The sequence below is a fragment of the Pseudomonas sp. GM17 genome (assembly GCF_000282175.2).
Classification (GTDB): Bacteria; Pseudomonadota; Gammaproteobacteria; order Pseudomonadales; family Pseudomonadaceae; genus Aquipseudomonas; species Aquipseudomonas chlororaphis.
In genome coordinates, this window is the sequence record NZ_CP124732.1 from 1,424,873 (window position 1) to 1,447,117 (window position 22,245).

Below are 22,245 nucleotides of genomic sequence, written 5' to 3' on the forward strand. Positions count from 1 at the left end.
GCCCCGTGCAATGACGCGCACTCGTAAAATTCTCGCCTGGACAGTCGGTAGCCTTTTCCTGCTGCTGGCCGTGCTGGTACTGATCATCGCGTTCTTCGATTGGAACCGGATCAAGCCGCCACTCAATGCCAAAGTCTCCGAAGAACTGCATCGCCCCTTCGCCATCAACGGCAACCTGGCGGTGATCTGGCAGCGTGAACTCGACGAAGGCGGCTGGCGGGCCTGGGTGCCGTGGCCGCATGTGGTGGCCGAAGACCTGACCCTGGGCAACCCCGACTGGTCCAAGGCGCCGCAGATGGTCAGCCTCAAGCGCGTCGAGTTGCGCATTTCGCCCCTGGCATTGCTGGCGCAGCGCGTGCGCATTCCGCGTATCGACCTCACCGAGCCAAACGCCGCCCTCGAACGCCTGGCCGACGGCCGCGCCAACTGGACCTTTCAGTTCGACCCGAAAGACCCGAATGCCGAGCCCTCCAACTGGGTGGTGGACATCGGCGCCATCGGCTTCGACAAAGGCCATGTCACCCTCAATGACCAAAGCCTGAAAACCCGCCTCGACCTGCTGATCGACCCGTTGGGCAAGCCGATTCCGTTCAGCGACATCGTCGGCGACAAGGCGGCGAAGAAAGCCGAGGAGAAAGGCGCGGCTCCCCAGTCCTACGCCTTTGCCTTCAAGGCCAAGGGGCAATATCACGGCCAGGCGCTCGCCGGTTCCGGCAAGATCGGCGGCTTGCTGGCGCTGCAGGACGCGAGCAAGCCGTTTCCGCTACAGGTCCAGGCAACGATCGGCGATACCCGCGTCGAACTGGCCGGCACCCTGACCGACCCGCTCAACCTCGGCGCCCTGGATCTGCGCATGAAGCTCGCCGGCACCAGCCTGGGCAACCTGTACCCGCTGACTGGCGTGACCCTGCCGGACTCGCCGGCCTATGCCACCGATGGCCATCTGAGCGCGCAGTTGCGCGACCCGGCCGGGGCGAAGTTCCAGTATCAGGATTTCAACGGCAAGATCGGCGACAGCGACATCCACGGCAACCTGACCTACGTCGCCAGCCAGCCGCGGCCCAAGCTGACTGGTACGCTGGTGTCCAATCAGTTGCTGTTCAGCGACCTGGCGCCGCTGATCGGTGCCGACTCCAACGCCGAGCAGAAGGCCCGGGGCGGCGACAGCAAGCAGCCAGCGGACAAGGTGTTGCCGGTGGAAGAGTTCCGCACCGAGCGCTGGCGCGACATGGACGCCGATGTCGAGTTCACCGGCAAGCGCATCGTCCATAGCGCCGACTTGCCCTTCACCGACCTGTACACCCACCTGGTGCTCGACGACGGGCGCCTGAGCCTGGAGCCGCTGCGTTTCGGCGTGGCCGGCGGCAAGCTGGATGCGCAGATTCGCCTCAACGGCCAGGCCACGCCGCTGGAAGGCCGGGCCAAGCTGACCGCGCGCAACTTCAAGCTCAAGCAGCTGTTCCCGACCTTCGAGCCGATGAAAACCAGTTTCGGCGAACTCAATGGCGATGCCGATATCGCCGGGCGCGGCAATTCGGTGGCGGCCTTGCTCGGCAGTGCCAATGGCGAGCTGAAGATGCTGATCAACGACGGCGCCATCAGCCGCAGCCTGATGGAGATCGCCGGGCTCAACGTCGGCAACTATGTGATCGGCAAGATGTTTGGCGACAAGGAAGTGAAGATCAATTGCGCCGCCGCCGACTTCGGCATCAAGACCGGCCTGGCCACCAGCCGCCTGTTCGTGTTCGATACCGAGAACGCGATCGTCTACATCGACGGCACCGCGAACATGGCCAGCGAGCAACTGGACCTGACCATCACCCCGGAATCCAAGGGCTTGCGCCTGTTCTCCCTGCGCTCGCCGCTCTATGTGCAAGGCAAGTTCATCAAGCCGGAGGCCGGGGTCAAGGCCGTACCGCTGATGTTGCGCGGCGCCGGCATGGTGGCGCTGGGGGTGATCGCCGGGCCGGCGGCCGGGTTGCTGGCGCTGGTGGCTCCGAGCGGCGGCGAGCCGAACCAGTGCGCGCCGCTACTCGAGCAGATGCGTTCGGGCAAGGCGCCGGTGGCGGTCAAGCCGACGCATTGAGCTCACGCGCCTTTCGCGTCTGTAGGAGCGAAGCTTGCTTGCGAAGAATCCGACGCGGTGCATCTGCATAACCGCGGCGCGTCTTTCGCGGGCAAGCCTCGCTCCTACCCGTTCAAGGGCATTAGCCGGCGGCGAGCAGCGGATGCCCGGCAGCCTGGGCCTCTTCGCGCAACCACTGGAAAAACGCCCGCACCGGCGGATGCCGTTCGCGCCCGGGTACGCACAAGGCGCTGTAGCCCGCGCCGTCGACATGGATCTCCGGGCGATACGGCAGCAACAGGCCGCTGGCCACGCTTTCCGACACCAGGATATTGCTGGCCAGCACCAGGCCCTGGCCGGCAATGGCCGCCTGCAGGGCGTAGTGTTCCTCGTCGTATTCGCGAATCACCGGGCGGCCCTGCATCCAGCTTTCCTGCGCCTTGTCGCACCAGGCCTCCCAGCCATGGGCGTAGAGCTTGGAATTGTGCCAGCGCACGCTGATCAGCGTCGGCGTCTGTTGGCGGGCCAGGGCCACCTGCTCCGGCGAGCCGTAGACCGCGAAGCACTCGTCGAACAGGCACAGCCCATAGAGATTGGGGTAGTCGTCCAGGCTGTAGCGGATCACCAGGTCGACGCTCGCATCCTGTTGCAGGTCGATGACCTCGCAGTTGGTGTCCAGGCGCAGGTTGATGTTCGGGTGCCGGGCATAAAAGCGCCCCAGGCGCGGCACCAGCCACAGCGCGGCGAAGGCCGGCGTGGTGGAGATCATCAGGTTCGCGCCGCTGCGTTGCGGGCGCAGGCTGTCGACGCTCTGCGCCACTTCCAGCAAGGCGCCGTGCAGGCTGTGAAACAGCCGTTCGCCGCATTCGGTCAGGCGCACCTGGCGCGGCAGGCGCTGGAACAGCGGCACGCCCAGCCAGCTTTCCAGGGAGCGGATCTGGTGGGAAATCGCCGTGGGCGTAACCGACAGTTCCTCGGCGGCGGCCTTGAAACTCAGGAGCCGGGACGCCGATTCGAAGGCGCGCAGGGCGGTCAGCGGCAGGTTGGCAAACATACTGGGTCACCTTATGGGTGAAATGGATTCATCCTGATCAACTATTGCTCATTTGTTCCATAGGGCCTGCATCAATAGCTTTATTCCTCGCCCAGGAAGGCTTTTACGGTCTTCCAGAATGATCCAGGATGAGGAATGACAGATGAGCAGAATTCTAGCAGTACATGGCAGCCCCCGTGGCGAACGCTCCCATTCGCGGCGGCTGACGGAGCGTTTTCTCCAGGCCTGGCTCGAGGCCCATCCCCAGGGCCGGTTGACCCGCCGGGAAGTCGGTCGCGCTTCGCTGCCCCACGTCAGCGAAGCCTTTGTCGCCGCGGCGTTTTATCCCGAACCCCAGGCACGACCCTTGTCGATGCAGGCCGACCTGGCCCTGAGCGACGAGCTGGTGACGGAGTTGCTGGAACATGAACTGCTGGTGATCTCGGCGCCGATGTACAACTTCAGCGTGCCCAGCGGCCTCAAGGCTTGGGTCGACCAGATCGTGCGCCTGGGCCTGACCTTCAATACCGTCCAGGACAACGGTGTCGCCCAGTACGAGCCGCTGGTGCGGGGCAAGAAAGCGCTGATCGTCACCAGTCGCGGCGGCTTCGGCTTCGGCCCGGGCGGCGAGCTGGAGGCCATGAACCATGCCGACCCATGGTTGCGCACGGCGCTGGGCTTTATCGGTATCAACGACGTCACGGTGGTCGCGGCCGAAGGCGAGGAATCGGCCGAGCGCACGTTCCAGGTGTCCTGCGCCGAAGCCGAGCAGCGCCTGCTGGCACTGGCGCGGACCTTCTGAGGAGGCGACATGGCCTGGCTGTTCTTGCTGATCGCCGCCGCCTTCGAAGTCACCTTCGCCATGGGCATGAAGTACGCCGAGGGGTTCACCCGGTTGTGGCCGTCGCTGCTGACGGTGGTGGCCGCGCTGGGCGGCATCTATTTCCTGACCCTGGCGATGCGTGAACTGCCGGTGAGCATCGCCTACCCGATCTGGACCGCCATCGGCTCCCTGGGCACGGTGTTCCTCGGTTTCGCCTTGCTGGGGGAGAGCCTGACGCTGGTCAAGCTGCTGTCGGTGGGGCTGATCGTGGCCGGGGTGGTGGGGCTGAAATAGCGTAGCCCTTGTAGGAGCGAAGCTTGCTCGCGATGGGCTGCGTAGCAGCCCCAAACCCGCTCAGGTTCTACTGGAAGAAATCCATTGCCTGAACCGGAGCTGTCGCGAGCAAGCTTCGCTCCTGCAGACCCGGGGCGATCCATTTATAGCCAATCCCCTGTAGCGAGCTTGCTCGCGTTAGCCTTGGGGGAATGTCATACAGTGGTCGTGAAGCTGTCATCTTGGCTGTCGATGCTCTTGGCTGCTGTCCTGCATCCAGCCTTGGGCGCCGCGGTCCCTGATACAAGTCCGATCACAAGGATGTTCCCATGTCCCAAGAGCTTGCCACGCGTTACCCGCTGGTCCTGGTCCCCGGCATGCTGGGGTTTATCCGGCTGGTGCTGTACTCCTACTGGTTCGGCATCGAGTCGGCGTTGCGCCGCGGCGGGGCCACGGTGATTGCCGTGCAGGTCTCGCCGCTGCACTCCACGGAGGTGCGCGGCGAGCAATTGCTGGCGCGGATCGAGGAGATCCGCCGCGAAACCGGCGCGGACAAGGTCAACCTGATCGGTCACAGCCAGGGCTCGCTCACCGCCCGCTATGCCGCGGCCAAACGGCCGGACTGGGTGGCCTCGGTGACCTCGGTGGCCGGGCCCAATCATGGCTCGGAGCTGGCCGACTACATCGAGCGCCACCATTCCATCGACACCCTGCGCGGGCGCGTGCTGAGTTTTATCCTGCGGGTGATTGCCGTGCTGATGAGCTGGCTCGACACCGGCTATCGCGGGCCGAAGCTGCCGGCGGATATCCATGCCTCGCACCGCTCGCTGACCAGCGAGGGCGTGGCGCTGTTCAACCGCCAGTATCCCCAGGGCCTGCCGGACACCTGGGGCGGGCAGGGGTCGGAAGAGGTCAACGGGGTGCGCTACTACTCCTGGTCCGGCACCTTGCAGCCGGGCAAGACCAATCGCGGGCGCAACCTGTTCGACGGCACCAACCGCACTTGCCGGCTGTTCGCCAGGACCTTTGTCCGCGAGGCCGGGCAGTGCGATGGCATGGTCGGCCGCTACAGCTCGCACCTGGGCACGGTGATTGGCGACGATTACCCCCTGGACCACTTCGATATCGTCAACCAGTCGCTGGGGCTGGTGGGCAAGGGCGCCGAGCCGATCCGACTGTTCGTCGAGCATGCGCAGCGGTTGAAGGCGGCGGGGGTATAGCCAGAGAGGGATGTGGCGGTCTTGAGGTGTATCGCGAGCACGCTCGCGCCTACAGGATCGAGCGGTCCCTGGTAGGAGCGAGCTTGCTCGCGATGACGATCTGTCAGGCGACGCTGGCCTTGCGCCCCAGCGCGGTGGTCCAGCGTTCCGACAGAATCACCCCGCCCAGGGTCAGCACCCCACCCACCAGGTGATACAACGCCAGCTGTTCATGCAGCACCACGGCGGCAATCAGCGCGGTGATCAGCGGCAGCAGGTTGAAGAACAGCGTGGTGCGGCTCGGTCCCAGGCGTACCACTGCCTGCATCCACGCCAGCGGCGCGAGCATCGAGGCCAGCAGGCAGGCATAGAGCACCAGGGGAATGTTGTGCAGGGTCAGGCCGGTTTTCGGCGAGGCCAAAAACAGCGGAAACAGCACCACCACGGCCACCAGCACCTGCAGGTACAGCAGCACCAGCGGTGGCAGGCGCAGCTGCCATTTTTTCAGCAGGGTGCTGTAGATCGCGTAGGCCAGGGTGGCGATCAGCATCATCGCGTCGCCCAGGTTCACCCCCTGTTCCAGCAGCACGTCGAGGCTGCCGGACGACACCACCACCAGTACCCCGGCAAACGACAACACGGCACCGGCCAGGGCGCCGGCCGTCAGGCGCTGGCCGAGGCTGGCGATGGCCATGGCCAGCGACATCAGCGGCATCAGCGAGAGGATGATGCCCATGTTAGTGGCCGAGGTCAGGGTCGCGGCGAAGTAGGCCAGGCTCTGATACACCGCCATGCCCAGCACGCCGAGGATGAAGATCTTGCCCAGGTTCGAGCGGATCACCGCCCAATGGGCGACCACTGCCTTGAGCATGAACGGCGTGAACAACAGGCCGGCCAGCAGCCAGCGATAGAAACCGATCTCCGCGGGGAAGATCGCCCCGACCGCCAGTTTATTGATGACGGTATTGCCGGCCCAGATAAAGACGGCCAGTAACGGATAAGCGTATTGCATGAGGAAAAACCAGAACGTTGATGAAGGGTGATTATCCCTCTGTCTGGATCAAGGCCTATACTTCGATCCAGACAACCCGCCCCTGAATCCGGACAGCATGAGCAAAAAACACATCGACCTGCTGCCCTTCAGCGGTCTGCCGGCGCCGGTGTACTTCCGCTACGCCGATTTCGACGCCCACAGCCATGCGCTGGAACATCGCCACCCCTGGGGTTGCCTGGAGTATTCGGCCCATGGCGTGATGCACATGGAAATCGCCGGCCAGCGCTTTATGTCGCCGCCACAGTACGCCATCTGGATTCCGCCGGGCACCGAGCATAGTTTCTACAGCCCGCAGCCGATCGTGTACCGCGCCGTGTGCCTGGCCCCGCAGTTGTGCCAGGCGCTGCCGCAGCAGGCCTGTACCCTGGCCATCAGCGATATCCTCAAGGCGATCCTCAAGGACTTCGCCGCGCGCGATGTGCAGATCCCCGAGCAGGAAGCGGACGGCCGCCTGGCCCAGGTGATGCTCGACCAGTTGCAACGGGCGCCGGTGCATGATGGTTACCTGCCTTATGCCAGCAGCCCGGCCTTGCTCGGTGTGCTGGAAGCGTTGCAGGCCGCCCCGGGGGATAACCGCGCACTGGCCGATTGGGCGCGGCAGATCCACGTCAGCGAACGCACCCTGGCCCGGCAATTCGTGCGCGAGCTGGGCATGAGTTTCGGTGAGTGGCGCCTGCGCCTGCGCTTCCTGGCGTCCATCGAGGCGCTGGACAGCGCGCGCAGTGTCCAGGAGGTGGCGTTCGACATGGGCTACAGCAGCGCCTCGGCATTTATCGCGATGTTCCAGCGCCAGGCCGGTTGCACCCCCGAGCAGTACCGGCGCACCAGCCTACAGAACAGGTGAACCTGTAACAGGGTTTGTCTACACTGCGCTGGAGGCCGCGCCCGTCGGTGCGGTAACAAGGAGAAAACTCCATGAAGATGCTGCGTATCCCTTTGTTGATGGTCGGTCTGCTGCTCTGTTCCCAAGGCTTTGCCGCCACCGCCCAGCAGAACAAGATGACCACTTGCAACGCCGACGCCACCGCGAAAGCCCTCAAGGGCGATGAACGCAAAGCCTTTATGAGCACCTGCCTGAAAGCCACCCCGGCTGCCGCGGCAACCCCGCAGGAACGGATGAAGACCTGCAACGCCGACGCCACTGCCAAAGCCCTCAAGGGCGATGAGCGCAAGACCTTCATGAGCACGTGCCTGAAGAAGCAATAACCTTCTCCCTCGCAGGCGCGAGCTTGTTCACGGTCCGGTCGCGGCGGTTTGCCTGACACACCCTGTATCGTTGATCGCCAGCAAACCCGCGCCTGTCGGCCTCGCATCGTCAGTGCAACGCTGGCAGACTGCCAATCCTTTCACGCTGTTTGTTTGAGGCTGTATGCCAACGTTTTCTCAGCGTCATCTGTTGTTGTTCAGTTGGGTGATTATCTTCGGCGGCCTGTTGCTGGTAATACCGTTGCGGCTATTACCGAGCCTGCTGGCGGGCCTGCTGGTGTTCGAACTGGTCAACATGCTCACCCCGCAACTGCAACGGCTGATCGAAGGTCGGCGGGCGCGCTGGTTGGCGGTGGCCCTGCTCGGCACCCTGGTGGTCAGCGTGCTGACGCTGCTGTTCGCCGGCGCCATCAGCTTCCTGCTGCACGAAGCGGAGAACCCGGGGGCTTCCCTGGACAAGTTCATGACGGTGGTGGACAAGGCGCGCGGCCAGCTGCCGCCGTTCCTCGACTCCTATCTGCCGGCCAGCGCGGCGGAGTTCCAGGTGGCCATCGGCGCCTGGGCCAGCAAGCACCTGAGCGAGCTGCAACTGGTGGGCAAGGACGCGGCGCACATGTTCGTGACCTTGCTGATCGGCATGGTGCTGGGGGCGATCATCGCCTTGCAGCGCGTGCCCGACCTGACCAAGCGCAAGCCATTGGCGGCCGCGCTGTTCGACCGCCTGCACCTGCTGGTCCAGGCCTTTCGCAACATCGTCTTCGCGCAGATCAAGATTTCCCTGCTCAACACCTTCTTCACCGGGATCTTCCTCGCGCTGATCCTGCCGATGTTCGGGGTCAAGCTGCCGCTGACCAAGACCCTGATCGTGCTGACCTTCCTGCTGGGGCTGTTGCCGGTGATCGGCAACCTGATCTCCAACACCCTGATCACCATCGTCGGCATGTCGCTGTCGATCTGGGTGGCCGCGGCGGCGCTGGGCTACCTGATCTTTATCCACAAGCTGGAATACTTCCTCAACGCGCGGATCGTCGGCGGGCAGATCAGTGCCAAGTCCTGGGAATTGCTGTTGGCGATGCTGGTGTTCGAGGCGGCGTTCGGCCTGCCGGGGGTGGTGGCCGGGCCGATTTACTACGCCTATCTGAAAAGTGAATTGAAGCTGGCGGGGTTGGTTTGACCTGACGCTATCCCTGTAGCCGCTGCCGAAGGCTGCGATCGGCCGAAGGCCGTAGCGATCTCAACATCGCTGAAGGTCCTGCGGACCTTATCGCAGCCTGCGGCAGCGGCTACAGGCGATGCTTTTTTAGCCGTAACGTTTCTTCGCTTCGATCGCCAGGCCGCTGCCGATGCTGCCGAAGATGTTGCCTTCGACGTGGCGGGCGTTGGGCAGCATGTCCGCGACGCTCTGGCGCAGGGCCGGGATGCCGCTGGAACCGCCGGTGAAGAACACCGTATCGACCTGGCCGACGCCGACATTGGCATCGCCCAGCAGTTGCGTGACGCTGCCGCGGATGCGCTCCAGCAGGCTGTCGATCGACGACTCGAACAGCGCCCGGCTCAGGTCCACGCTCAGACCAGCCTCGATACGGTCCAGGGGCACCACGCGGTTGTCGGCGTGGGTCAGCTGGATCTTGGTCTCTTCCACCTCCATGGCCAGCCAGTGCCCGGCGCGCTGCTCGATCAGCTTGAACAGGCGGTCGATGCCGCCGGTGTCTTCGATGTCGTAGCGCATGCTGCCCAGGGCCAGCTGGGACTTCTGCGAGTACACCGAGTTGATGGTGTGCCAGGTCGCCAGGTTCATGTGGGTGCTGGTGGGCATGTAGGCGCCGCTCTTCATCCGGCTGCCGTAGCCGAACAGCGGCATCAGGCCGGCCAGCGAAAGCTGTTTGTCGAAGTCGGTCCCGCCGATGTGCACGCCGCCGGTGGCGAGGATGTCCTCGTGGCGGTTGTCCAGGCCACGGCGCTCGGGCGACAGGCGCACCAGGGAGAAGTCGGAGGTACCACCGCCGATGTCGACGATCAGCACCAGCTCTTCGCGCTCGATGGTCGACTCGTAGTCGAAGGCCGCGGCGATCGGCTCGTACTGGAAGGAGACTTCCTTGAAGCCCAGCTTGCGCGCCACTTCCACCAGGGTGTCCTGGGCCTCCTGGTCGGCGGCGGCATCGTCATCGACGAAAAACACCGGGCGACCCAGCACCACTTCCTCGAACTCCCGGCCGGCGGCGGCTTCGGCGCGGCTCTTGAGCTGGCCGATGAACAGGCCCAGCAGGTCCTTGAACGGCATCGCCGTGCCCAGCACGCTGGTGTCGTGCTTGATCAGCTTGGAACCCAGCAGGCTCTTCAGCGAGCGCATCAGCCGGCCTTCGTAGCCTTCCAGGTATTCGTTCAGCGCCAGGCGGCCATACACCGGACGGCGTTCTTCGATGTTGAAGAAGACCACCGACGGCAGGGTGATCTTGTCGTCTTCCAGCGCAATCAGCGTTTCCATGCCGGGGCGCAGCCAGCCGACCGTGGAGTTGGACGTGCCGAAGTCGATACCGCAGGCACGGGCCGCAGATGCGTTTTTCATGTCTTTCGAGTTCCGGTTGGAAAAAACGGCCGCGCAGTGTATGCCAGTCGTTCGCAGAATCGAAGGCCGACTATCCGCTAAATCGAAACCCGCAAGCCTTGAAAGACTATTCTTCACCCCAAACTTGCAGGCATGGGCCGGGCAGCCATCGGGCGGTCGCAAGAACCGCCGCCAGCTGCCGATAAACTTTTGCTGCGCCGCGTGAGTCACAGTATTGAGATCGATCAGCCTTGACGCTGTTCAAGAGTGCATGCTGTACGTCCCGCCGCGCCACATTGATAACGGATGGTGATCCTTAGATGGACTTCAAAGACTATTACAAGATTCTCGGGGTGGAGCCGACGGCGGACGACAAGGCGATCAAGGCCGCCTACCGCAAGCTGGCGCGCAAATACCACCCGGATGTCAGCAAGGAAAAAGACGCCGAAGCCAAGTTCAAGGACGCGTCGGAAGCCTACGAAGCGCTGAAAAGCGCGGACAAGCGGGCCGAATACGACGACCTGCGGCGTTACGGCCAGCACGGCCAGCCGTTCCAGGGCCCACCGGGCTGGAAGGGTCGCGCGGATGCCGGCGGTTTCGGCGATGGCGGGGATTTTTCGGACTTCTTCAGTTCGATCTTCGGCAACCGCGGGCCGGGTTTCGGCGGTGGACAATCGCGCAGCGCCGGGCGCAGGGGGCAAGACGTGGAAATGGAATTACCGATCTTCCTGGAAGAGACCCTGTCGGCCGAGTCGAAGAAGGTCAGCTTCAAGGTGCCGCAGTACAACGCTGCCGGCCAGCACGTCAGCAACACCAGCAAGAGCCTGAACGTGAAGATCCCGGCCGGCGTCGCCGACGGCGAGCGTATCCGCCTCAAGGGCCAGGGCGCGCCGGGTGTCGGTGGCGGGGCCAATGGCGACCTGTACCTGACCATTCGTTTCGCGCCCCATCCGAAGTTCGATATCGAGGGCGAGAATCTGATCATCACCTTGCCGCTGGCCCCTTGGGAGCTGGCGCTGGGGACCGAGGTCGCGGTGCCGACCCTGACCGGCAAGATCAACCTCAAGGTGCCGGCCGGCAGCCAGAACGGCCAACGCCTGCGCGCCAAGGGCCATGGCCTGCTGAACAAGGCCGGGCATCGCGGTTATCTGTTCGTGCAGCTCAAGGCCGTGATGCCCAAGGCCTCCGGCGACGACGTCAAGGCGCTGTGGCAGGAGCTGGCGAAAAAGGCCGCCTTCAATCCGCGGGAGCATTTCTGATCTGCAACCCATTCTGATCTGAAACAAGGAGTCGCTAACCATGAGCACCCTGATCGTTCAGCTGGATATGGAAGAGTTCTGCGAGGTGGCCGATCTGCCGGCCGCCTATGTGATGGAAATCGTCGAGCACGGGATCCTCGATCCCCATGGCTCGGCGCCACGGGATTGGCGTTTCACCGATTACGAACTGGCGGTCGCCAAGCGCGCCGCCAAGTTGCGGCGTGATCTGGAACTGGAGTGGGAAGGCGTCGCGCTGGCGCTGGAACTGCTCGACGAAGTCCGCGAATTGCGCACGGAAAACCAGATGCTCAAGCAGCGCCTGGGGCGTCTGCTCAGCGAGTGACGAGTGCCCGTAGCCGCTGCCGAGCCTGCGAGGCTGCGTTCGAGGACGGAGTCCTCGCAAAACCTGCATTAGCGGTTTACCTGAAGGAAAGCAGTGCCCGGTTTACGACCGCTCCGCGGTCGAGCGCAGCCTCGCAGGCTCGGCAGCGGTTACAGGGATGTCGGCCGTTTGCTCTCTACGACTATTCAGCGTGGGACACCCGCGGCAGGGTCACGGTGAAGGTGGTGCCATCGGCCTCGCTGGAGCTGACCTCGATGCTGCCCTGGTGGGCGGTGACCACTTCCTTGACGATGAACAGGCCCAGGCCGAGGCTGGTGGAGGAGCTGCCGAGTTCTTCGTTGGCGCTGCGTACCAGCGGATCGAAGAGGGTACTCAAGGCTTCCTTGGGGATCGGCGGGCCGTAGTTGTGGATGGTCAGCAGCACCTGCTCGGCGGCGCCGGTGAGGGTGACGGTCACGGTGTGGTTATTGCTGCCATGCTGCAGGGCGTTGCCGATCAGGTTCTGCAGCATCTGCTCGATGCGCCCGCGATCCCAGATGCCATGGCTGTCGCCATGGAAGTTCAGCGCCGGCGTGCAGTCCGGCCAGCCGGCGCAGGCTTCGTCCATGGCTGCCTTGGCGGCACTGGCCATGTCCATGGGCGCCGGCTCGATGGGCAGGCTGCTGCCCAGGCGGCTGCGGACGAACTCCAGCAGGTCGCCGACCATCGTCGCCATGTGCCGGGAGCTGCTCTTGATCCGCGACACGTAGGCCAGCGCATCGGCGTCCAGCGCGACTTTGCGCGCCAGCATCTCGGTGGACATGCTCACCGCCTGCAAGGGGGTTCGCAGGTCGTGGCCGAGAATCGCCAGGAAGATATCCCGCGAACGGTTGACCTGTTCGGCATAGGCCGCGGTGGACTCGGCCAATGCTTCGTCTATGGCTTCGTTGAAACGGATCATGTCCTGGAAATAGGCCAGTTCCGGCGACTCCAGGCTGGCGACCCAGAGGCGGATCACGCAGGCGCGCAGGTGGCGGAATTCCGAGGTCATCTGCACCAGGTCGAAGCCCACGTTGTGCCGCAATTCGCCATGGCTGGCGGCGGCTTCGTCGAGGCTCGGGGTCTTTTCCGGGCCTTCGCCCCGCGCCTTGGCGGCCTGTTCGCTGGCGGTCTGGGCAGTGCGCATGTCGCGAGCGGCGGCCAGCAGGATGGACTTGGCGTGGTCGCGCAATTGCAGGCGGGTCAGGGAGTCGGTATCGGGGGCAATGGATCGGGCGAACCGCTCCCACTCATCAACGATGCGATCAACCTGTTGCACGATGAAATCGGGTAGACGCATGGCCGGGAACCTTGTCAGGCAGCAGAGTGAGGACGGCGTGTCGAATTCTAGTCGCGATTGAGCCGTTCAACACGGTAAGACGTCCGGCTTTGCTGACCGTTGGGCGGCCCGGATGGGCGCCCGTTGGATCCAGGTTTCTAGAACAGCCAGCTTTCTAGAACAGCCAGCTTTCTAGAACAGGAAGTAGCGCTGCGCCATCGGCAACACGTCCACCGGTTCGCACCAGAGCAGCACGCCGTCGGCCTTGACTTGATAGGTCTGCGGGTCGACCTCGATATCCGGCAGGTAGTCGTTGTGGATCAGGTCGCTCTTTTGCACGTCGCGGCAGCCCTTGACCACCGCGATCTGCTTTTTCAGCCCCAATTGTTGCGGCACCCCGGCCGCCAGCGCGGCCTGGCTGATAAAGGTCAGGCTGGTGGCGTGCCGGCTGCCGCCGTAGCTTGCGAACATCGGCCGGTAATGCACGGGTTGCGGGGTCGGGATCGAGGCGTTGGCATCGCCCATCAGGCTGGCGGCGATGGCCCCGCCCTTGAGGATCAATGTCGGCTTGACCCCGAAGAACGCCGGACGCCAGAGCACCAGGTCGGCCCATTTGCCGATTTCGATGGAGCCCACTTCGTGGCTGATGCCGTGGGTGATCGCCGGGTTGATCGTGTATTTGGCGATGTAGCGCTTGACCCGGAAGTTGCTGTTGCCGGCACCGTCGCCCGGCAGCGGGCCGCGCTGGCGGTGCATCTTGTCGGCGGTCTGCCAGGTGCGGGTGATGACCTCGCCGACCCGGCCCATGGCCTGGCTGTCGGAGCTGATCATCGAGAAGGCGCCCAGGTCGTGGAGGATGTCTTCGGCGGCGATGGTCTCGCGGCGGATGCGGCTTTCGGCGAAGGCCACGTCCTCGGCGATGCTCGGGTCGAGGTGGTGGCAGACCATCAACATGTCCAGGTGTTCGTCGATGGTGTTGCGGGTGAACGGCCGGGTCGGGTTGGTCGAGCTCGGCAGCACGTTGGGCAAACCGCAGGCCTTGATGATGTCCGGGGCATGGCCGCCGCCGGCGCCTTCGGTGTGATAGGTGTGGATGGTGCGGCCCTTGAACGCGCCGAGGGTGGTTTCGACGAAGCCCGATTCGTTGAGGGTGTCGGTGTGGATCGCCACCTGCACGTCGTACTGGTCGGCGACGCTCAGGCAGTTGTCGATGCTGGCCGGGGTGGTGCCCCAGTCCTCGTGGAGCTTGAGGCCGATGGCTCCGGCCTTGACCTGTTCGATCAAGGGTTCCGGCAGGCTGGCGTTGCCCTTGCCGGTGAAGCCGATGTTCATCGGGAACGCGTCCGCCGCCTGGAGCATGCGCGCCATGTGCCACGGCCCCGAGGTGCAGGTGGTGGCGTTGGTGCCGGTGGCCGGCCCGGTGCCGCCGCCGATCATGGTGGTGACGCCGCTCATCAGCGCCTCTTCGATCTGCTGCGGGCAGATGAAGTGGATATGGGTGTCGATGCCGCCGGCGGTGAGGATCATGCCCTCGCCGGCGATGACTTCGGTGCTGGCGCCGACGGCGATGGTCACGTCGGGCTGGATGTCCGGGTTGCCGGCCTTGCCGATGGCGGCAATGCGCCCGTCCTTGAGGCCGACGTCGGCCTTGACGATGCCCCAGTGATCGATGATCAGCGCGTTGGTGATCAGGGTATCGACCACCTCGGCCGCCAGCAGTTGGCCCTGGCCCATGCCGTCACGGATCACCTTGCCGCCGCCGAACTTCACTTCTTCGCCGTAGGTGGTGAAGTCCTTCTCGACTTCGATCCACAGCTCGGTGTCGGCCAGGCGCACCTTGTCACCGACGGTGGGGCCGAACATGTCGGCGTAGGCTTGGCGGGAAATCTTCATTGCACCTTCCTAAGAATTGAGTCGGGCACCTGTAGCCGCTGCCGAAGGCTGCGCTAAGGGCCGAAGGACCTTCGTTCGCTTTGAAATGCAGGGGCCGCTTCGCAGCCATCGCAGCCTGCGGCAGCGGCTACCGGGATTGCATCAGTCCAGGTCACCCATGATCCGCCCGGCAAACCCGAACACCCGGCGATGCCCGGCCAGGTCCACCAGTTCCACCTCGCGGGTCTGCCCCGGCTCGAAGCGCACGGCGGTGCCGGCCGGGATGTTCAGACGCATGCCACGACTGGCGGCGCGGTCGAAGGCCAGGGCGTCGTTGGTTTCGAAAAAGTGATAGTGCGAGCCCACCTGGATCGGCCGGTCGCCGCTGTTGGCGACGCTCAGGCTGAGGGTACGGCGGCCGGCGTTGAGTTCGATGTCGCCGGGCTGGATCTGGTATTGGCCTGGAATCATACGGGTTGCCCCAGAGTCTTGAAGTAAATGGCGGTCGGGCTGTAGGTGCCGTCCGGGCTTTGGCAGTAGTTCGGCAGTTCGCCGACGCGGGTGTAGCCCAGGGCGCTGTAGAAGGCTTCGGCGTCCGAGCCGGCTTCGGTGTCCAGGTACAGCAGGCCGCGCTTGTGCTGGCGCGCCGCCTGTTCCACGGCGTGCATCAACTGCTGGCCCAGGCCACGGCGGCGGGCGTCGTGGCGCACCTGGAGTTTTTGTACCTCGGCGCGATTGAGGCCGTTGGGCTTCTGGCACAGCGCCAGTTGCACGCTGGCCAGGACCCGCTCGTCCTGCACCACCACCCACAGCAGCAGGCTGCCGTCGGTCACGCTGGCCTGGACGCTGTTGACGTAGGCGCGGGCCTGTTCCTCGTCGAGGTCGGCCATGAATCCGACCGAGGCGCCGTGGCCCACGGCGTCGAACAACAGATCAATCAACCCCTGGCGATAGTGGGCAAAGCTCTCCGCATGGACTCGACGCAGTTGGGCGGCGTTCATCGGGTATCACTCCTTGTGGACGGTGGGCGGTGGCGCCCCCGGATCGAGGGTCAGCTGCATGAACGTCAGGTCCAGCCAGCGCCCGAACTTGGTGCCCACTTGCGGCATCTGTCCGGTGGTGACGAAGCCCAGGCGTTCATGCAGGCGGATCGAGGCGGCATTGCCGCTTTCGATGGCCGCGACCATCACGTGTTTGTCGCAGGCCCCGGCGCGTTCGATCAGCGCTTGCATCAGGCGCGGGCCGAGGCCGTTGCCGCGCTGGTCGTTGCGGATATACACCGAGTGCTCGACGGTATGGCGGAAGCCGTCGAAGGGCCGCCAGTCGCCGAACGAGGCATAACCGAGCACGCTTTCGTCGGCGCCGACCGCCACCAGGATCGGATAACCCTGGGCCTGGCGGGCGCTGAACCAGGCCTGGCGATTGCCCAGGTCCACGGCCTGTTCGTTCCAGATCGCCGTGGTGTTGAGTACGGCGTCGTTATAGATATCGCGGATCGCCGGCAGGTCGGCATGCACCGCATCGCGGATGGAATACGTCATGGGCGGCCTCAGGCGATCGGTTGGTGGACGGTGACCAGCTTGGTGCCGTCGGGGAAAGTTGCTTCCACCTGGATTTCCGGAATCATCTCCGGGATGCCTTCCATTACTTGTTCGCGGGTCAGCAGGGTGGTGCCGTAGTGCATCAGCTCGGCCACGGTCTGGCCGTCGCGGGCGCCTTCGAGCAGCGCCGCGGAGATGTAGGCCATGGCTTCCGGGTAATTGAGCTTCACGCCACGGGCCAGGCGCCGTTCGGCCACCAGGCCGGCGGTGAAGATCAGCAGTTTGTCTTTTTCGCGTGGGGTCAGGTCCATCGTTCAAAATCCGTTGTTGAGCCGTTGAAAGAGGGCATGGCGCGATGCATCCGTAGCCGCTGCCGCAGGCTGCGATCGGCTCCGCAGGAGACGCACCCTGGTTGACGCGATCTGCCTGATACACCGCGGCGTCTGGTTTGGCGCCCGCTACGCGGACGATCGCAGCCTGCGGCAGCGGCTACAGGAAAGTCGTGTCGCTGTGTCATGTGTTCCAGATCCTCGGCGGCAGCGCCTCGCGCCCCAACAGGGCCGGGCGCAACAGGCGCCACAGGTCGATCAGCCAGGCGCGGGCCAGCAACGCTTCGCTGGCCAGGCAGCGGGCCACCAGCAGGCCGGGCAGTTGCGTCAGGTCGCCGCGTACTGACCGATGTTCGGAGTGGTGCAGCGAACGGCAACGCTCCAGCAGCTGGCTGTCGATTTCGCCGGTGGCCAACAGGGTGGCGAAGACCGGCTGGCCGTCCAGGCCGATCGGTGAGTCGAGCAAGCCGTCGCCGCCGACAATGCGCTGGCGTTCGTGCCACAGCAACTGGCCGTCGCGGCGGATGTCCAGGTGCGACTGGAAATGCCCGAGGTCGAAGCGCTCGTCGCTGGCCGGGCGACCGAGGGCCACCACGTCCCAGTAGAACAGCCGGGCGTCGCCGTGCAGCTCGATACGGGTGCTCAGTTCGGCCTGGGCGGCGCTGAACACGATGGTTTCCTGGGGCAGCCATTCCAGGGTGGCGCCGGCGGCGACGTTCAATTCCAGGGTCTGATAGGCGGGCCCGTTGGCGCGATACCACTTGGCGGCGCCGGGGCTGGTCAGTTGCACCCAGGCATCGCGGTCGACGCTGGCGCGGATCTGCAGGCGGTCGCCGCCGGCAATCCCGCCGGGCGGATGCACGATGATGTGCTGGCAGACCTCGGGGCCTTCGGCGTACAGGTGTTTCTGCACCCGCAGCGGGCCCTTGTGTCGGCGCTGCACCGGGCGCGTGCTGTCGCCAAAGCGGGCGTAGCCGAGTTCCAGCTCGGCAGGCCAGCTGGGGGTGAACAAGGCGGTGTGGGCTGGCAGGTTCATGGTTCGTGCTTAATGTCTGGACGTTACAGGCTAGATCGTAACTTAGATGGTAACCAGGCCGCGTACACCCTCGGCTTGCATATTTTCACCGCGGCCCTGCTGGACGATTTCGCCCCGGGACATCACCAGATACTGGTCGGCCAGTTCGGCGGCGAAGTCGTAGAACTGCTCCACCAACAGGATCGCCATGTCGCCGCGTGCCGCGAGCTTCTTGATCACCGCGCCGATTTCCTTGATCACCGATGGCTGGATGCCCTCGGTGGGCTCGTCGAGGATCAACAGCCGCGGCCGGCTGGCCAGGGCCCGGCCGATGGCCAGCTGCTGTTGCTGGCCGCCGGACAGGTCGCCGCCGCGCCGCTGTTTCATTTGCAGCAGCACCGGGAACAGCTCGTAGATGAAGGCCGGCACTTCCTTGGCCTCTTTCGCGCCAAAACGGGAAAGCCCCATCAACAGGTTTTCTTCCACGGTCAGGCGACCGAAGATCTCCCGGCCCTGGGGCACGTAGGCGATGCCGGCATGCACCCGTTGATGGGGCTTGTAGGCGGTGATGGCCTGGCCTTCCCAGTTCACCGTGCCTTCCTTGGCCGGCAGCAGGCCCATCAGGCATTTGAGCAGGGTGGTCTTGCCCACCCCGTTGCGCCCGAGCAGGCAGGTGACTTCACCGACCTTCGCCTCGAAGCTCAGGCCGCGCAGGATGTGGCTACCGCCGTAGTACTGGTGCAGCTTGTCGACTTGCAGCATGTCTGGTTTTTCCTTCAATTCTTTTTGTAGGAGCGAGCTTGCTCGCGAAGAGCCTGAGAACGGCGCGCTCATCCAGGTAGCGCGCGTTATCGTTGACCTCCATCGCGAGCAAGCTCGCTCCTACAAGGAGCTGTCAGCGGCCGAGATAGACCTCGATCACCCGTTCGTTTTCCTGCACCTGTTCCAGCGACCCTTCGGCCAGCACGCTGCCCTGGTGCAGCACGGTGACGTGGTCGGCGATTGAGCCGACGAAGCCCATGTCGTGCTCCACCACCATCAGCGAATGCTTGCCCGCCAGGCGCTTGAACAGCTCGGCGGTGAACTCGGTCTCGGCATCGGTCATGCCCGCCACCGGCTCGTCGAGCAGCAGCAACTGCGGGTCCTGCATCAGCAGCATGCCGATTTCCAGGAACTGCTTCTGGCCGTGGGACAGCAGGCCGGCCTGGCGTTCCACCGAGGCGGTCAGGCGAATGGTTTCCAGCACTTCGTCGATGCGGTCTTTCTGCTCGCCGGAGAGTTTCGCCCGCAGGCTGGCCCATACCGACTTGTCGGTGTTCTGCGCCAGCTCCAGGTTTTCGAACACGCTCAGGGCTTCGAACACCGTGGGTTTCTGGAACTTGCGGCCGATGCCGGCCTGGGCGATCTGCACCTCGCTCATCTGCGTCAGGTCCAGGGTTTCGCCGAACCAGGCCTTGCCGTGGGTGGGCCGGGTCTTGCCGGTGATCACGTCCATCAGGGTGGTCTTGCCCGCGCCGTTGGGGCCGATGATGCAACGCAGCTCGCCGACGCCGATGTACAGGTTCAGGTCGTTGAGCGCCTTGAAACCATCGAAGCTGACGCTGATGTCTTCCAGGGTCAGGATGGTGCCGTGGCGGGTGTTCAGGCCCTTGCCGGCGGCCTGGCCGAGGCCGATGGCGTCGCGGCTGGCGCCTGCATCCTTGTTGGCATCGAGGATAGGTTCGAGCATGAATTCGGCCGTCGGTGTGATTCTCATGATTCGCCCCTTTTCTTCAGCAAGCCGATGATGCCTTTGGGCAAATACAGGGTGACGATGATGAAGAGCGCCCCAAGGAAGAACAGCCAGTATTCCGGGAAGGCCACGGTGAACCAGCTCTTCATGCCGTTGACCACGCCGGCGCCGAGCAGTGGGCCGATCAGCGTGCCGCGACCGCCCAGGGCGACCCACACGGCAGCCTCGATGGAGTTGGTCGGCGACATTTCGCTGGGGTTGATGATGCCCACTTGCGGTACGTACAACGCCCCCGCCAGGCCGCACAGCACCGCGCTCAGCACCCAGACGAACAGCTTGAAGCCGCGTGGGTCGTAGCCGCAGAACATCAGGCGGTTTTCCGCGTCCCGCAGCGCGGTCAGCACCCGGCCGAACTTGCTCCGGGCCAGGCGCCAGCCGATATACAGGCTGGCCACCAGCAACAGCACGGTGGCCAGGAACAGCACTGCGCGGGTCCCAGGCTCGGTGATGCCGAAGCCGAGGATGGTGCGGAAGTTGGTGAAGCCGTTGTTGCCGCCAAACCCGGTCTCGTTGCGAAAGAACAGGAGCATGCCGGCGAAGGTCAGGGCCTGGGTCATGATCGAGAAATACACGCCCTTGATCCGCGAGCGGAAGGCGAAGAAACCGAACACCAGCGCCAGCAAGCCCGGCGCCAGCACCACCAGGCACAGGGCCCAGAGGAAGCTGCCGGTGCCGCTCCAGTACCACGGCAGCTCGGTCCACGAGAGGAAGGTCATGAACGCCGGCAGGCTGTCCCCCGCGGCCTGGCGCATCAGGTACATGCCCATGGCGTAGCCGCCGAGGGCGAAGAACAGGCCATGGCCCAGGGACAGCAGCCCGGCATAACCCCAGACCAGGTCCAGGGCCAGGGCGACGATGGCGTAGCAGAGGATCTTGCCCACCAGGGTCAGGGTGTAGGCCGAGACGTGCAGCGGGTTGTCCGGCGCCAGCAGCGAGAGCAGCGGCAGGGCCAGCAGCACCGCCAGGATCAGCGCACCGACGGCGACCGAGACCTTGGGCCCGGCCTTTTGTGTAGCGGTAACCAATAGAGGCTGATTCATCAGTCGATCACCCGTCCTTTCAATGCGAAGAGGCCTTGCGGACGTTTCTGGATAAACAGAATGATCAGCGCGAGGATCAGGATTTTGCCGAGCACGGCGCCGATCTGGGGTTCGAGAATCTTGTTGGCTACCCCCAGGCCGAACGCGGCGAACACGCTACCGGCCAGCTGGCCGACGCCGCCGAGCACCACCACCAGGAACGAGTCGATGATGTAGCTCTGGCCCAGGTCCGGGCCGACGTTGCCGATCTGGCTCAGGGCCACGCCACCGAGGCCGGCGATGCCGGAGCCGAGGCCGAAGGCGAGCATGTCCACCCGTCCTGTCGGTACGCCGCAGCAGGCGGCCATGTTGCGGTTCTGGGTGACCGCGCGCACGTTCAGGCCCAGGCGGGTCTTGTTCAGCAGCAGCCAAGTGAGTACGACGACAAACAGCGCGAAGGCGATGATAACGATGCGGTTGTAGGGCAGCACCAGGTTGGGCAGCACTTGGATCCCGCCGGACAGCCAGGCCGGGTTCGACACCTCGACGTTCTGCGCGCCGAATACCAGGCGCACCAGCTGGATCAGCATCAGGCTGATGCCCCAGGTGGCGAGCAGGGTTTCCAGCGGCCGGCCGTAGAGATGGCGGATCACCGTGCGTTCCAGGGCCATGCCGATGCCGGCGGTGACAAAGAACGCCACCGGCAGGGCGATCAGCGGGTAGAACTCGATGGCCTGCGGGGCGTAGCGTTGGAACAGTAACTGCACCATGTAGGTGGAGTAGGCGCCGAGCATCAGCATCTCGCCGTGGGCCATGTTGATCACCCCGAGCAGGCCGAAGGTGATCGCCAGGCCCAGGGCCGCCAGCAGCAGGATCGAGCCCAGGGACATGCCGCTGAAGGCCTGGCCGAGCACTTCGCCCACCAGCAGTTTGCGCTTGACCTGGGCCAGGCTGGTTTCGGCGGCGGTGCGCACCCCGGCATCGGCTTCCACGCCGGGTTCGAGCAGGCCTTCGAGGCGGGTGCGGGCCAGCGGGTCGCCGGTTTCACCCAGCAGACGCACCGCGGCCAGGCGCACGGCCGGGTCGCCGTCCACCAGTTGCAGGTTGGCCAGGGCCAGGCTCAGGGCGTCATGTACGCCCTGGTCCTGTTCGGCCGCCAGGCTGGCATCGAGGAATTTCAGCTGCGCCGGCTTGGCGCTTTTCTGCAACTGCTGCGCGGCGGCCAGGCGGACTTTTGCGTCGGCGGCGAGCAGTTGATGGCTGGCCATGGCGGTGTCGATCAGACCCCGCAGGCGATTGTTCAGGCGCAAGGTCTTGGCTTGGCCATCGACGGTCAGCTGGCCTTGTTGCAAGGCGCCAAGCAGTTCGAGGCGCGCCGGGTCGGGCTGCGCGGCCCAGCTTTCCAGCAGCCTGGCCTGTTGCGTGGCGTTGGCCGCGACGAAGTCTTCGGCGTCGCCGGCCCTGGCGGCCAATGGCAGCAACAGCAGGCAGGCGAGAATGAAACGGTAGAGGGCAGTGGGCATATCAATGGCCTTGCGCGGAGCGTGGGTCTGTAGCCGCTGCCGCAGGCTGCGATCGGC

23 protein-coding genes are annotated in these 22,245 nt (G+C 64.7%); 9 read left to right on the plus strand and 14 right to left on the minus strand.

Annotation, left to right across the window (positions count from 1 at the left end):
• Positions 1-10: 10 nt before the first annotated feature.
• Entirely contained in the window at positions 11-2,086 is a 2,076-nt protein-coding gene (locus tag PMI20_RS06355) for an AsmA family protein (protein ID WP_284171993.1), read from the plus strand.
• Positions 2,087-2,207: 121 nt separating this feature from the next.
• Here the strand turns inward: PMI20_RS06355 and PMI20_RS06360 are convergent, their stop codons facing one another.
• Complete coding sequence (locus PMI20_RS06360; protein ID WP_007932758.1) at positions 2,208-3,119, minus strand: LysR substrate-binding domain-containing protein; 912 nt, start codon at positions 3,117-3,119, stop codon at positions 2,208-2,210.
• 142 nt (positions 3,120-3,261) lie between these two features.
• On the opposite strand from PMI20_RS06360, the gene PMI20_RS06365 reads away from it, so the two are divergent.
• The 3 genes from PMI20_RS06365 (at position 3,262) to PMI20_RS06375 (ending at position 5,414) form a co-directional block, all read left to right on the plus strand.
• Positions 3,262-3,900 (plus strand): FMN-dependent NADH-azoreductase, encoded by a 639-nt coding sequence (locus tag PMI20_RS06365; protein ID WP_007932766.1) that lies wholly within the window; start codon positions 3,262-3,264, stop codon positions 3,898-3,900.
• Positions 3,901-3,909: 9 nt separating this feature from the next.
• Positions 3,910-4,215 carry a DMT family transporter gene (locus tag PMI20_RS06370; protein WP_007932767.1) on the plus strand — a complete coding sequence of 102 codons (306 nt, stop codon included), beginning with the start codon at positions 3,910-3,912 and terminating at the stop codon, positions 4,213-4,215.
• Positions 4,216-4,523: 308 nt separating this feature from the next.
• Entirely contained in the window at positions 4,524-5,414 is an 891-nt protein-coding gene (locus tag PMI20_RS06375) for an esterase/lipase family protein (protein WP_007932768.1), read from the plus strand.
• A 103-nt stretch (positions 5,415-5,517) separates the two neighbouring features.
• Here PMI20_RS06375 and PMI20_RS06380 read toward each other — a convergent pair whose 3' ends face one another.
• A complete protein-coding gene (locus PMI20_RS06380) occupies positions 5,518-6,405 on the minus strand; it encodes a DMT family transporter (RefSeq protein ID WP_007932769.1) in 888 nt (295 codons plus the stop codon).
• Positions 6,406-6,502: 97 nt separating this feature from the next.
• Between PMI20_RS06380 and PMI20_RS06385 the strand changes: the two genes are divergently transcribed.
• The 3 genes from PMI20_RS06385 (at position 6,503) to PMI20_RS06395 (ending at position 8,827) form a co-directional block, all read left to right on the plus strand.
• Complete coding sequence (locus tag PMI20_RS06385; RefSeq protein WP_007932770.1) at positions 6,503-7,291, plus strand: AraC family transcriptional regulator; 789 nt, start codon at positions 6,503-6,505, stop codon at positions 7,289-7,291.
• Positions 7,292-7,362: 71 nt separating this feature from the next.
• Positions 7,363-7,653, plus strand: a complete 291-nt coding sequence (locus PMI20_RS06390; RefSeq protein ID WP_007932771.1) for a PsiF family protein — start codon at positions 7,363-7,365, stop codon at positions 7,651-7,653.
• Between the two features lie 163 nt (positions 7,654-7,816).
• The gene (locus tag PMI20_RS06395; RefSeq protein WP_007932772.1) at positions 7,817-8,827 is read left to right on the plus strand and encodes an AI-2E family transporter; all 1,011 of its coding nucleotides are present in this window, start codon (positions 7,817-7,819) and stop codon (positions 8,825-8,827) included.
• A 126-nt stretch (positions 8,828-8,953) separates the two neighbouring features.
• On the opposite strand, the gene PMI20_RS06400 is transcribed toward PMI20_RS06395, so the two are convergent.
• Entirely contained in the window at positions 8,954-10,219 is a 1,266-nt protein-coding gene (locus tag PMI20_RS06400; RefSeq protein ID WP_007923668.1) for an Hsp70 family protein, read from the minus strand.
• Between the two features lie 299 nt (positions 10,220-10,518).
• Between PMI20_RS06400 and PMI20_RS06405 the strand changes: the two genes are divergently transcribed.
• Entirely contained in the window at positions 10,519-11,457 is a 939-nt protein-coding gene (locus PMI20_RS06405) for a DnaJ C-terminal domain-containing protein (RefSeq protein WP_007923673.1), read from the plus strand.
• A 40-nt stretch (positions 11,458-11,497) separates the two neighbouring features.
• Entirely contained in the window at positions 11,498-11,800 is a 303-nt protein-coding gene (locus tag PMI20_RS06410) for a chaperone modulator CbpM (protein WP_007923674.1), read from the plus strand.
• A 181-nt stretch (positions 11,801-11,981) separates the two neighbouring features.
• Here PMI20_RS06410 and PMI20_RS06415 read toward each other — a convergent pair whose 3' ends face one another.
• The 11 genes from PMI20_RS06415 to urtB form a co-directional block, all read right to left on the minus strand.
• A complete protein-coding gene (locus tag PMI20_RS06415; RefSeq protein WP_007930998.1) occupies positions 11,982-13,118 on the minus strand; it encodes a sensor histidine kinase in 1,137 nt (378 codons plus the stop codon).
• A gap of 171 nt (positions 13,119-13,289) precedes the next feature.
• Complete coding sequence (ureC, locus tag PMI20_RS06420) at positions 13,290-14,990, minus strand: urease subunit alpha (protein WP_284172003.1); 1,701 nt, start codon at positions 14,988-14,990, stop codon at positions 13,290-13,292.
• A 141-nt stretch (positions 14,991-15,131) separates the two neighbouring features.
• Positions 15,132-15,440 carry an urease subunit beta gene (locus PMI20_RS06425; protein WP_007927269.1) on the minus strand — a complete coding sequence of 103 codons (309 nt, stop codon included), beginning with the start codon at positions 15,438-15,440 and terminating at the stop codon, positions 15,132-15,134.
• Positions 15,437-15,970 (minus strand): GNAT family N-acetyltransferase, encoded by a 534-nt coding sequence (locus PMI20_RS06430; protein WP_007927271.1) that lies wholly within the window; start codon positions 15,968-15,970, stop codon positions 15,437-15,439. The genes PMI20_RS06425 and PMI20_RS06430 overlap by 4 nt, the downstream gene beginning before the upstream one ends.
• 6 nt (positions 15,971-15,976) lie before the next feature.
• Entirely contained in the window at positions 15,977-16,510 is a 534-nt protein-coding gene (locus PMI20_RS06435; protein WP_007927274.1) for a GNAT family N-acetyltransferase, read from the minus strand.
• Between the two features lie 8 nt (positions 16,511-16,518).
• Complete coding sequence (gene ureA, locus PMI20_RS06440) at positions 16,519-16,821, minus strand: urease subunit gamma (RefSeq protein ID WP_007927275.1); 303 nt, start codon at positions 16,819-16,821, stop codon at positions 16,519-16,521.
• A gap of 202 nt (positions 16,822-17,023) precedes the next feature.
• Positions 17,024-17,875 (minus strand): urease accessory protein UreD, encoded by an 852-nt coding sequence (locus tag PMI20_RS06445; RefSeq protein WP_007932915.1) that lies wholly within the window; start codon positions 17,873-17,875, stop codon positions 17,024-17,026.
• Positions 17,876-17,917: 42 nt separating this feature from the next.
• The gene (urtE, locus tag PMI20_RS06450) at positions 17,918-18,616 is read right to left on the minus strand and encodes an urea ABC transporter ATP-binding subunit UrtE (RefSeq protein WP_007932913.1); all 699 of its coding nucleotides are present in this window, start codon (positions 18,614-18,616) and stop codon (positions 17,918-17,920) included.
• Positions 18,617-18,749: 133 nt separating this feature from the next.
• The gene (gene urtD, locus PMI20_RS06460) at positions 18,750-19,610 is read right to left on the minus strand and encodes an urea ABC transporter ATP-binding protein UrtD (protein WP_007932912.1); all 861 of its coding nucleotides are present in this window, start codon (positions 19,608-19,610) and stop codon (positions 18,750-18,752) included.
• A complete protein-coding gene (gene urtC, locus PMI20_RS06465) occupies positions 19,607-20,686 on the minus strand; it encodes an urea ABC transporter permease subunit UrtC (RefSeq protein WP_062823804.1) in 1,080 nt (359 codons plus the stop codon). The genes urtD and urtC overlap by 4 nt, the downstream gene beginning before the upstream one ends.
• A complete protein-coding gene (urtB, locus tag PMI20_RS06470) occupies positions 20,686-22,188 on the minus strand; it encodes an urea ABC transporter permease subunit UrtB (RefSeq protein WP_037036347.1) in 1,503 nt (500 codons plus the stop codon). Before urtB ends, urtC begins: the two co-directional genes overlap by 1 nt.
• Positions 22,189-22,245 lie beyond the last annotated feature (57 nt).